At 42.2% G+C, this 12,018-nt stretch carries 12 protein-coding genes and 1 other RNA gene; all 13 read left to right on the top strand.

The window, feature by feature from the left end; all coding sequences use genetic code 11:
• Window positions 1-41: 41 nt before the first annotated feature.
• On the top strand, window positions 42-959 hold the full coding sequence (locus BJR36_RS01490; protein ID WP_169823558.1) for a putative ABC transporter permease: 918 nt from the start codon (window positions 42-44) through the stop codon (window positions 957-959).
• Window positions 960-977: 18 nt separating this feature from the next.
• Window positions 978-2,297 carry an electron transport complex subunit RsxC gene (rsxC, locus tag BJR36_RS01485; protein WP_091229049.1) on the top strand — a complete coding sequence of 440 codons (1,320 nt, stop codon included), beginning with the start codon at window positions 978-980 and terminating at the stop codon, window positions 2,295-2,297.
• Window positions 2,298-2,313: 16 nt separating this feature from the next.
• Window positions 2,314-3,288, top strand: coding sequence for an RnfABCDGE type electron transport complex subunit D (locus BJR36_RS01480; protein WP_091229048.1), 975 nt, complete (start codon window positions 2,314-2,316; stop codon window positions 3,286-3,288).
• Entirely contained in the window at window positions 3,281-3,895 is a 615-nt protein-coding gene (locus BJR36_RS01475; RefSeq protein ID WP_091229046.1) for an RnfABCDGE type electron transport complex subunit G, read from the top strand. Before BJR36_RS01480 ends, BJR36_RS01475 begins: the two co-directional genes overlap by 8 nt.
• Window positions 3,888-4,583, top strand: coding sequence for an electron transport complex subunit RsxE (rsxE, locus tag BJR36_RS01470; protein WP_091229043.1), 696 nt, complete (start codon window positions 3,888-3,890; stop codon window positions 4,581-4,583). The genes BJR36_RS01475 and rsxE overlap by 8 nt, the downstream gene beginning before the upstream one ends.
• Entirely contained in the window at window positions 4,583-5,161 is a 579-nt protein-coding gene (gene rsxA, locus BJR36_RS01465) for an electron transport complex subunit RsxA (protein ID WP_091229042.1), read from the top strand. Before rsxE ends, rsxA begins: the two co-directional genes overlap by 1 nt.
• An 11-nt stretch (window positions 5,162-5,172) precedes the next feature.
• Window positions 5,173-5,964 (top strand): RnfABCDGE type electron transport complex subunit B, encoded by a 792-nt coding sequence (locus BJR36_RS01460; protein ID WP_091229039.1) that lies wholly within the window; start codon window positions 5,173-5,175, stop codon window positions 5,962-5,964.
• 303 nt (window positions 5,965-6,267) lie between these two features.
• Entirely contained in the window at window positions 6,268-7,242 is a 975-nt protein-coding gene (locus tag BJR36_RS01455) for an AraC family transcriptional regulator (RefSeq protein ID WP_091229038.1), read from the top strand.
• A gap of 102 nt (window positions 7,243-7,344) precedes the next feature.
• Entirely contained in the window at window positions 7,345-8,607 is a 1,263-nt protein-coding gene (locus tag BJR36_RS01450; RefSeq protein WP_091229036.1) for an L-rhamnose isomerase, read from the top strand.
• Window positions 8,608-8,860: 253 nt separating this feature from the next.
• Entirely contained in the window at window positions 8,861-9,025 is a 165-nt protein-coding gene (locus BJR36_RS20160; RefSeq protein WP_169823557.1) for a hypothetical protein, read from the top strand.
• Window positions 9,026-9,119: 94 nt separating this feature from the next.
• Window positions 9,120-10,775: a phosphoenolpyruvate carboxykinase (ATP) gene (locus BJR36_RS01445; RefSeq protein ID WP_091229033.1), complete on the top strand. Its 1,656-nt coding sequence runs from the start codon at window positions 9,120-9,122 to the stop codon at window positions 10,773-10,775.
• A gap of 117 nt (window positions 10,776-10,892) precedes the next feature.
• A non-coding RNA gene (ssrS, locus tag BJR36_RS01440) (6S RNA) lies at window positions 10,893-11,070 on the top strand.
• 84 nt (window positions 11,071-11,154) lie between these two features.
• The gene (locus BJR36_RS01435; RefSeq protein ID WP_091229905.1) at window positions 11,155-12,000 is read left to right on the top strand and encodes a YihY/virulence factor BrkB family protein; all 846 of its coding nucleotides are present in this window, start codon (window positions 11,155-11,157) and stop codon (window positions 11,998-12,000) included.
• The last annotated feature ends 18 nt before the right edge of the window (window positions 12,001-12,018 follow it).

Here is a 12,018-nt window from a genome sequence, read left to right as displayed (position 1 = left end):
TATATTATTAAGGGTGGTATATTCCAAAAGGAGGGCTTGCTTTGTGGGAATTTAAAGTTCTGGGTATTGAAATCTATTACATATTGAGCTGGTTCTTTATATACAGTTTCTTCGGATGGGTATTTGAATCATCTTATGTATCACTCAGGCATAAGAAGCTGATCAACAGGGGGTTCGTGACTGGTCCTTTCTGTACAATCTACGGATGTGGTGCGGTAAGCGTCTATGTGCTGCTTCATCCATTTGCGGGCAACATCGTTTTTCTCTTTCTTGGTGGATGTATCGTGGCAACTGTTCTTGAGTATCTGACTGCAGTTGTAATGGAAACCATGTTCCATACAAGCTGGTGGGACTATTCAAACCAGACAATCCAGTTCCAGGGAAGGATATGCCTGACCAGCACGCTGACGTGGGGAGGGTTCACAGTACTCCTTTTCACAGTTCTGCATCCGGCAGTCGAGGCAATCGTGTCGTCTTATTCGATGGAGTCAGGAAAGTTCATGGTTTCAGTTGTTGTTATTATATTCTCGGTAGATTTTCTGAATGCAACACTGAATGCAGTAGGACTTGATAAGCGTCTGAAGAAGATGAATCAGTTGATTGATGAATTATATAATTTTCTTCAGCCGACAAAGCTTTTTGACACAAAAGAGGAATTTCTTTCGAAACTGAATTCATATAAAAAGAATGATGTAAACAGAGGCGATTTCAGATCTAAGCTTGAGGAAAAACTGGATCTGCTTTCTGAAAAAGCAAAGGAATTGAATATCAGGGAATACAAAAAGGAAATTGAGGTAAAATTTTTGGATTTGGGGAGCCGGTACTTAAAGCTCAGAGGGCAGAAGAATTCTGTGCATGACAGGTTTCTGCGTTCCTATCCGAATCTGAAATCAAAGGTTCTAACCAGCCAGAGTCAGTTAAGGATCTTAAGAGACAGGCTGTTAAGGAATAGAAAATAAGAAAGAAGGTTGTATGAAATGGGATTACTGACATTTAAAGGTGGTATTCACCCCGATGATGGTAAAGAATTGTCAAAAAATAAACCGATAAAAGACATTCTACCAAAAGGAGACATGGTGTTTCCATTGTCTCAGCATATTGGTGCGCCTGCTGTCCCTTTAGTTGGAAAAGGAGACTATGTTTTTGCAGGTCAGAAAATTGCTGAGGCTGGCGGATTCGTTTCGGCGAACATTCATTCGAGCGTTTCGGGCACTGTAAAGGCAGTTGAACCAAGAATAACAGTATCAGGAGTAAAAGTGAATTCCATAGTCATAGAAAATGACCATGAATACAAAGAAGCGGATTCAGCGTATTCGGTGGATATGGAAAAACTTTCGAAAGAAGAAATCAGAAACAGGATAAAAGAAGCAGGTATCGTCGGAATGGGCGGTGCAGGTTTTCCTACACACGTGAAACTCTCGCCTAAGGAAGATGATAAGATTGATTTTGTCATCATAAACTGCGCCGAGTGTGAACCGTATCTGACATCCGATTACAGAAGGATGATGGAAGAACCTGAAAAAATCATAGGCGGACTTGAAATTATACTCAGGCTGTTTCCAAATGCAAAGGGTGTTCTTGGCATTGAGGACAACAAACCAGACTGCATAAAAATTTTATCAGAACTCGTAAAGGGCAACGGTAAGATTGAAGTGAAATCTCTGAAGACAAAATATCCCCAGGGAGCTGAACGCCAGCTGATCTATGCCACAACAGGCCGCTCGATCAATTCGTCCATGCTGCCTGCTGATGCGGGGTGTGTGGTAAACAACGCGGATACCGTTGTAGCAGTTTACAGGGCTGTTGCTGAAGGCAAACCCCTTAATGAAAGAATTGTTACCGTGACTGGAAATGCAATCAAGGATCCGATGAATTTCAGGGTTAAGACAGGGATGAATTACAGCGAACTCATTGAAGCAGCAGGTGGTTTCAAAGAAAAACCTGCCAAACTGATATCCGGCGGACCGATGATGGGTGTAGCCCTTTTCAATCTTGACATTCCTATAACGAAAACCTCATCTGCTCTATTATGTCTCACAGAGGATGAAGTGGCTGAATCTAAACCATCGCCATGCATCAACTGCGGTCGTTGCGTATCCGTATGTCCAGGCCGTGTCCTTCCTACAAGGCTGGCTTCATGTGCCGAACGTCATGATTCGGAAGCGTTCCTGAAGCTCCATGGGATGGAGTGTTGTGAATGCGGATGCTGCAGTTACGTATGCCCGGCAAAAATACAGCTTGCACAGTCCATCAAATCCATGAGAAGAATGATTTTGGACAGCAGAAAGAAAAAATAAGAAAGAGGTGTAAATTTTGAGTGAATTATACAGCGTATCATCATCGCCGCATATAAGATCAAAGGTGAAAACCAGTAATATCATGCTCATGGTAATAATTGCTTTGTTACCAGCAACAGCATTCGGAGTTTATAACTTCGGTTTCAGCGCACTGATGCTCATTTGCGTTTCAATTGCTTCATGCGTCGCAACAGAATTTTTCTATCAGCATTTCATGAAAAAAACAGTAACAGTAGGCGATTACAGTGCTATTCTTACAGGACTTCTTCTGGCGCTCAACCTTCCGTCCGGTGCACCATGGTGGATGCCTATGCTTGGAGGTATCTTTGCCATTCTGGTCGTTAAACAGGTGTTTGGAGGACTTGGACAGAACTTCATGAATCCTGCCCTTGCGGCAAGATGCTTCCTCATGATTTCTTTTGCAGGCAGAATGACTGATTTTACATATACCGGAAAAGTGGGAGCTACTGCTGACGGCGCTCTTCTTGACAGTATCTCAGGAGCGACGCCTCTTGCCCTTATAAAGGCAGGCGAGCAGGTAGATGTCATGAAGCTGTTTTTAGGAACGACAACAGGTACCATTGGAGAGACTTCGGCTCTCGCGCTTTTGATCGGTGCTGCCTTCCTTCTTGCAATCAAAGTAATCGATCTCAGAGTACCGGGTGCCTACATCCTTAGTTTTACGGTGTTCATAATAATTTTTGGCGGCCACGGGCTTGATGCAAACTATATCCTGGGCCATCTGTTCGGCGGCGGACTTATGCTTGGTGCCTGGTTCATGGCGACTGACTATGTGACGACTCCGATTACAAAGAGCGGCCAGATCGTATACGGCATTATCATAGGACTCCTGACAGGAATCTTCAGACTTTTCGGTGGAACAGCTGAAGGCGTTTCATATGCAATTATCATCAGCAACCTGATGGTACCGCTAATTGAACGCGTTACGGTTCCCCCTGCATTCGGTCAAAGGAGGGCTAAAAATGAATAAGATTGTAAAAGATGCATTGATGCTTGCGCTTATAACGCTTGTGGCAGGCTTTCTGTTAGGTACGATTTATGAAATCACAAAGGAACCGATCAAAAAACAGCAGGAACTTGCAAAGCAGGAATCCTATAAAGCTGTGTTCAAGGATGCTTCAGGTTTCGAAGCTTCAGATGCGGATCTGGCAGATGCAGCATCAATACTTGCAGAAAACGGCTATGGAAAAGAAGCCATTGAAGAGGTTATGGAAGCTGTCAACGAAAATGGTGAGACCCTCGGGTATGTAATGAGTGTGATCACCAATGAAGGGTATGCAGGGGAAATCAAGATTGCCATGGGCATACAGAATGACGGAACCGTAAACGGCATTGAAATACTCAAGATTTCTGAAACAGCAGGATTGGGAATGAAAGCAGCTGATAGCGAATTCAAGGACCAGTATGGCAATAAAAATGTTGAGAAATTCGTGTATACAAAATCCGGAGCAGCTTCCGATGAAGAAATTGATGTCATCAGCGGTGCGACTATAACAACAAATGCAGTAACAAATGCTGTCAATTCAGGCATTTGCTTCTTCAATAGCATTGCAGAGGGAGGTGCTGAAAATGAATAAAGCATTAGAGAGGCTCTATAACGGCCTTATCAAAGAGAATCCCACGTTTGTGCTTATGCTTGGCATGTGTCCAACTCTTGCCGTTACAACTTCGGCGGTGAATGGTATTGGTATGGGGCTTACGACAACAGTAATTCTTGTAATGTCAAACATGATTATTTCGATGTTGAGAAAGATAATTCCAGACAGTGTCAGAATGCCTGCATTCATTGTTGTGGTTGCATCTTTTGTAACGATTGTACAGTTCCTTCTGGAAGGTTTTATACCCAGCCTTTATAACAGTCTGGGAATTTATATTCCGCTTATCGTTGTTAACTGTATTATTCTCGGAAGGGCGGAATCATATGCTTCAAAAAATCGTGTGATGCCATCAGTCTTCGATGGTCTTGGAATGGGGCTTGGATTTACCGTAGGTCTTACTTTTATAGCAGCTTTCCGTGAACTGTTAGGAAATGGTACGGTTTTCGGTGCTCAGATTATGCCGGCTGCCTACGAACCGATTACAATTTTCATCCTCGCTCCTGGTGCGTTTTTTGTTCTTGCAATGCTTGTTGCAGTGCAGAATAAGGTTAAAAACCGCAAGGCTTCTGAAACAGGCATGAAACCAGAAGAAACCGGGTGCGGAAGTTCCGGGTGTTCTTCATGTGGCAGCAGCGGATGCAGCAGCAGAACAGGAGGAGATAAATAATGAAAGAAATATTACTTCTGATTGTCGGTGGGGCCTTGGTTAACAACGTAGTTCTCAGTCAGTTTTTGGGGTTATGCCCATTTCTTGGTGTTTCGAAAAGAGTGGAAACTGCAGCGGGTATGGGTGCGGCTGTTATATTTGTTATGACGATCGCCTCAGCCTTCACTAGCGCAATTTATACTTTTATACTTGCGCCGCTTGATCTTGAATACATGCAGACTATCGTATTCATTCTTGTTATAGCTACGTTGGTGCAGTTTGTTGAAATGGTTATAAAGAAAATGAGCCCGGGGCTTTATAATGCCTTGGGAGTTTATCTTCCGTTAATTACCACAAACTGTGCTGTTTTAGGTGTTGCCTTGATTAATGTTAAAGATTCATATAATGTAGGCATGAGTATCGTGAACGGAGTGGCAACTGCTCTTGGCTTTACAATTGCCATTGTTATCATGGCAGGTATCAGAGAGAAAATAGAGTACAATGACATTTCACCATCCTTTAAAGGCTCACCTATAGTGTTGATTATTTCTGGACTTATGGCAATTGCCTTCTTTGGATTTTCTGGATTGATTAAGTAGGAGGGACAAAGATGAGCATACAAGCAATTATGATAGCTACTGTAATCGTGGCAGGAACGGGTCTTGTTTTAGGTCTGTTTCTGGGGATTGCAGGCATAAAATTCAAAGTTGAAGTTGATGAAAATGAAATTCTGGTACGAGAAGCGCTTCCGGGCAGTAATTGTGGAGGTTGCGGATATGCAGGATGCGATGCTCTCGCGAAAGCGATTGCATCTGGAGAGGCTCCGGTTAATGCCTGTCCTGTAGGCGGTGCTCCTGTGGCAGAAAAGATTGCCGAAGTCCTGGGAGTAGAAGCTGGAAGTGCTGAACGGAAAACTGCTTTTGTCAAATGTGCAGGAAGCTGCAGCAAGGCGAAAGAAAAATACACCTATTATGGAGTGGAGGACTGCAGTATGGCAGAACAGCTTCCGGGAAAAGGTGCAAAAGGCTGTACCTATGGCTGCCACGGTTACGGAAACTGCGTCAGAGTCTGTGAGTTCGATGCGATCCACATCGTAGATGGCATAGCATATGTAAACAAGGACAAATGCAAGGCGTGCGGGAAATGCGTTCTGGAATGCCCGAGAAACCTTATTGAAATCGTCCCTTACAGTGCCAAACATCTGGTGCAGTGCAGTTCGAAGGATAAAGGCAAAGACGTCAAATCTGTCTGCGATATCGGATGTATCGCCTGCAAGATGTGTGAAAAAGTCTGTGAGTTCGATGCAATCAAGGTTGTGGACAACATAGCCCATATCGATTATGAAAAATGTACCAACTGCGGAAAATGCGCAGAGAAGTGTCCGGTTAAAGTAATCCTGTAGATTTGCAGAAAACACTTATATCTGGTTTTTGCAGATAAAATAGAATGGTTACAGTTTGTTCAAAGCAGATGCCGTGGAATCGTATTCCACAGCATCTGCTTTTTAATACGCCTATACTGGGTACAATCTTACTGTCTTAACTGTCTTATAGGAAAGTAAGCAAACTCGTTGTTCCGGCCGGGATTCCCTTTGCACTGGACATCTGGCTGATAAGGATGTAAAATGTTGCTAAACCAGAAACCATGCTGAGACTGCGCTGCTTTCGGAGAAACAGAGTATGGTACAGGAAGGAGGAGAAAATCATTGAATGCTGAGCTGATAAAGCTTCTTGAACCGGTTTCGAAAGAAGAACAGAGAATACTTGATGGAAACAGGCAGATTGATAAGGAAATTTATGCGACCGGAAGAGGATTTACAATAGATAGCAGCAAAATGCTTGAAAAGGGGCACCTGATCGACATCAGAACACATACCAGGTTTGTTGCTTTCCCGGCGCATAAACATAACTATATCGAGATTATGTATATGTGCAAAGGCGAAACAAGACATATCGTAGACGGAGGGACTGAAATCCTGCTGGGCCAGGGAGAACTGCTGTTTTTCAATCAGTTTTCCACACATGAAATACTTCCGGCGGGCAGGGAAGATCTGGGTATAAATTTCATCATACTGCCGGAATTTTTTGATGAAGTTCTGCCTATGCTCGGAAAAGAAAATGTACTGAGCAATTTTATAATCAGTACCTTGCGTCAGAATGCGGAGAGTGCGGCATATCTTCATTTCAAGGTGGCAGATGTCCTTCCGGTTCAGAATCTTGTGGAGAATCTTGTGTGGTCCCTGAAGAACCAGCAGCCGAACTACAGACAGATCAACCAGACCACGATGGGACTTTTGTTTATGCAGCTGATTAATTATACGGATATGATAGATCAGAACCAGCCGGGGCAGTATCATAACTATCTGGCAATGAAGACCTTAAAATACATTGAAGAGAATTATAAGACGGCATCCCTGACAGACCTGGCAGTGGAAATGAACCAGTCTGTGTCAAATCTCAGCAAACTGATCAGAAATATTACAGGGAGCACTTTTAAGGAACTTCTGCAGACAAAAAGACTGAACCAGGCTGTCCACCTTCTTTCTCATACATCTCTGTCGATCACAGATATCATTTACATGGTAGGATATGATAATACAAGCTATTTTTACAGGATTTTCAAGGAAAAATATGGGATGAGTCCCAAGGAATTCAGAAGCATGGAAAATAAGGACGTATAAACGGCGAAATCAAGTCCTTGTTCTAGCAGCACTTTTTCATTAAAATCAACTTATAGATAGTCGTTGAACGACAGAGCGACCATATGAAAGGTGGAAAACAGGATGTATGATTTAAACAAAGGCTACGAGGTAGCAAAAGAATTTTATGCACAGTACGGCATTGATGTAGATAAGGCGATCGAGATATGCGATGCGACACCAATTTCTTTGCACTGCTGGCAGGGTGATGATGTTGCCGGTTTTGAAAAAAAGGAAGGCGGCCTCACAGGTGGAATCCAGGCTACTGGAAATTATCCTGGGAAAGCGCGCAATCCGCAGGAACTCCGTGCAGATATTGAAAAGGCAATGCAGTATATACCGGGCGTAAAGAAGGTCAATGTACATGCGAACTACATGGAAGCAGATACTTTTGTTGACAGAAATGAAATCACTCCTGAAAACTTCAGCAACTGGGCTGACTGGGCAGTGGAAAAGGGAATCGGCCTTGATTTCAATCCGACCTATTTCTCCCATCCAAAGAGCGAGGTAGCTACTCTTTCATCAGCAGATGAAGATATCCGTAAGTTCTGGATCGAACATGGTATCAGATGCCGCCAGATCGGCGAGTACTTCTATAAGAGAACAGGAAAACCATGCGTCATCAACCACTGGACTCCTGATGGAGATAAAGAAGTGCCTGTTGATACAATCGGACCAAGACTGAGACTCAAAGACAGCTATGACCAGATATTTGAAGCAACAAAAGACGTACAGGGCGTTGTTGACGGAATTGAATCAAAGGTATTCGGAATTGGAGCCGAAAGCTTTACAGCTGGCTCGCATGAATTCTGTATGGGCTATGTGATGAAGGCTAACAAAGACCACATCATCATGACTCTTGATACAGGACATTACCATCCGACAGAAGTGGTTTCCGCGAAACTTGCTTCCGTTTATACTTTTTCTGATTCTGTACTTCTTCATGTATCACGTCCGATCCGTTGGGATTCTGACCATGTTGTAAGTTTTGATGATGAGACAAGAGCAATCATGGAAGAACTGGTGCGTCTGGACAAACTTCAGGATACCTACATTGCAACAGACTTTTTTGATGCTTCCATCAACAGGATCGTCGCATGGGTGACAGGACTCAGAAACACGAGAAAAGCCATGCTGGCTGCATTGCTTCAGCCTGTAGCACAGATGAAGGAAATTGAAGCTAAAGGTGACCTGAGCGCACGCCTGGCATACAAGGAAGAATTCAAGGCAGCACCATTTGCACTTGTATGGGATTACTACTGCGCGAAAGAAAATGCCGGAACAGGATTGGAATGGCTGAAAGAAGTTCAGGAATACGAAAAAGAGGTTCTTCAGAACAGAAAATAAATGAGTGACAGAAAGAAGAGTTGACAGCAAATGATGCTGCAGCTCTTCTTTTTGTATTTGTAAAATAGAAGAGTCAATGATATTGTGAAGCAGCTTATCTGGAATTATGCAGAATAATGAATGGTGTATACAAAAGGCAACTAAAAAATAGATGTTCTGGGAGTGGGGGGGCAATCGAAGTTTTTCAAAATGCAAGTTAAGTATTTCAAACTTGCATTTTGAATATTGACAACATAAAAAGCAATAAATAGGAATGACAGGCTTTTTTGTTGAAATATACGGCTGGAAGGGTTTTTTGAACAGACTTAAGTCAAAAAATAAAAAATATGCTGAATATTATGGGTTTCACATGGTGGAAATGCCAAAAAGACAAGGGATTAAAAAAGAAAAGACCAGACTATTAAAATTCGACAAATGAATTATTAAATGTCAAAACTTTCACATATTGGCTTGACTTTTCAACTGCGTAATGAGATAATAAAACAAATCTTGATTTTAAAGGAGGACAAATAATGTCAACGAAAGCAAATTTTCCAAGAACTGAAATTGGAGCACAGAATCCTATTTTTTCAACAACACGTACAATAATTGAATCAGCTTTTTACGGAAATAATGTAATCAAAGTAAACACTCTTAAAGAAGCATATGAACTCGCAAAAAATGCACCAGGTACAGTAGTTACCGATATGCCTGTATATAGAGCAGAAGAGATCGGTCTTGAAGCGGATGCCAAGATTTTATTATTCAATGATGGTAATGTAAGCGGAAGAGCAGCTGCAGCACGTAAGATCGCAGGAGAACCAGGTGTTAACTGCGGAGATCTTGATGGAAAAACAAAAGAAGCAGTTTACCAGTCAAGAAACCTTTTAATGTACCATGCAGAAGTTTATATCGGACTTCATGAAGATTTCATGGTGAAAGCACACCTGCTTATTCCAGAAGGCGAAGAAAACAACTTATACTCATGGATGTTAAACTTCCAGTATATGTCAGATTCATATGTAAGCATGTACAAAAATTCAAAACTTATCGAAGGAGAAGGCGATATCTATATCTTCTCTAACCCACAGTGGTCACATCCTGATCATCCAATGGGATTAACATATTTCAACACTGAACAGAACTGTGCTGCTTTATTAGGCATGAGATATTTTGGTGAACACAAAAAAGGTACTCTTACAATTTCATGGGCAATCGCTAACAGACATGGATATGCTTCATGCCATGGCGGACAGAAGAGATATAACCTTGCAGACGGAAGCAAATATGTTGCTGGTGTATTCGGTCTTTCAGGATCAGGTAAATCAACAATCACACACGCAGCACACGGCGGAAAATATGATATCACAGTTCTTCATGATGATGCTTTCATCATCTCAACTGTTGATGGATCATCAATCGCATTAGAACCAGCTTATTTCGATAAGACTCAGGATTATCCATTAAGCAGCCCAGATAACAAATTCCTTGTAACAGTACAGAACTGTGGTGTTACAGTTGATGAAGACGGACACAAAGTTATCGTTACAGAAGATATCCGTAACGGAAACGGCCGTGCTGTTAAATCTAAATTATGGTCACCAAACAGGGTTGACAAGATTGACGAACCAGTTAACGCAATCTTCTGGATCATGAAAGATCCTACAATCCCACCAGTAGTAAAATTAAAAGGAGCTTCCCTTGCTTCAGTTATGGGAGCTACACTTGCTACTAAGAGATCATCAGCAGAGAGACTTGCTCCTGGCGTAGATCCTAACGCATTAGTTGTTGAACCATATGCGAACCCATTCAGAACATACCCATTAGTAAATGACTACGAAAAATTCAAAGCATTAGTTGCTGATAGAAACGTAGACTGCTACATCATCAATACAGGTGATTTTATGGGCAAAAAAGTTACTCCAAAGGATACTTTAGGCGTAATCGAAACAATCGTTGAAGGAAAAGCTGAATTCAAACAGTGGGGACCTTTCGAAGATATCGAAATCATGGAATGGGAAGGTTTTGTACCAGACCTCAATGATGCAGAATACAAACATCAGTTAAAGGAAAGAATGAAAGACAGAGTAAGATTTGTTGAATCAAGAGAAACAGAAAAAGGCGGATTCGATAAATTACCAGATGATGCTTTAGCGGCACTCAACAAAGTAGTTTCTGAGATAGAATAATTTTGAACCTCCCGGATGTTCCGGGAGGTTTTTAATCTCTCCGTAGTAGATACTGTGAGATGATTTCATTTTTTTGTTGAAAAATAGAATCTCCTGGGGTATAATAATGTTAGAAAATGATTCCTGGAATGTTCGACACCCTGCTATTTTGAACCTACATCATTTTTCATGGGATTCCTACATCCCTGATTAGATGTCAGGCCGTCTTTGCAGCGGAAGACAGAAGATCGGGTGCGGTTACCCACCTAGCTTAGCTAGGAGTCAAAATCGCAGGAAACGGCATTTTGGGTATTTAATCTACAAGAAATTAAAGAAGCAGCTTGAGGCTGCTTTTTTTCATATCATCAAAAAAGCGTCTGAAGACTGGGAGGCCTGCTTTATGAGCAGAAAAATAGCAATAATCGGACATTTTCTGGCTGAAGCCAAGAAAGACCATATAAACGCATATGCCGCCCAGGCGGCCTATTTTATGACGCTTTCCTTTATCCCTTTTGTAATGATCCTGTTATCGGCAGTAAAATATACGCCGGTCACAAAAGATTATATTTTTTTGCTTGTATCCAGAATGCTTCCGTCCTTCGCCGATCCATTAGCGGTATCCATATTGGAAGAGATCTATGCCAAATCGGCTGCAACCATTCCGATAGCAGTCGTGATTGCCATATGGTCATCGGGAAAAGGAGTTATGGCGATTACAATAGGACTGAATACGGTCTACGGAGTGGCGGAGACCAGAAACTTCATTTTAGTCCGCCTTAGAGCTGTGTTGTATACAATCATAATTATTGTATCGATTATCCTTTCCCTCGTGCTTATGGTATTCGGTAAGAGCCTGCAGGCCCTGATTGAAAAGAGATTTCCGAAGCTTGGAGAGGTATCTGATTTTATTATGAATATCAGGCTGTTTGGTGTTGCCGTGCTGCTGGTAGTACTGGTGCTTTTCTTTACGATGGTATTTAAATTCCTGCCGAACAGGAAAGAGAAGCTCAAAGATCAGCTTCCAGGGTCCGTATTTACGGCTGGAACCTGGGCGTTATACTCGTTTGCGTTTGCAGCCTATATAGAGAGGACTAGCGGCTTTTCCTATATGTACGGCAGCCTCACCATGGTAATAATCATGATGCTGTGGCTGTACTTCTGCATGTATCTTATGCTGCTGGGGGCGGAAATCAATTCATTTAGAAAAGACATGCAGCGAAAAGAACAGCTGCAAAAAGACCATTAGAAAAGCACCCTGAAGGCT

This window comes from Anaerobium acetethylicum (assembly GCF_900096945.1).
In the GTDB taxonomy this organism is placed as follows: Bacteria; Bacillota; Clostridia; order Lachnospirales; family Lachnospiraceae; genus Anaerobium; species Anaerobium acetethylicum.
This window is presented reverse-complemented; position numbering and strand designations above follow the sequence as displayed.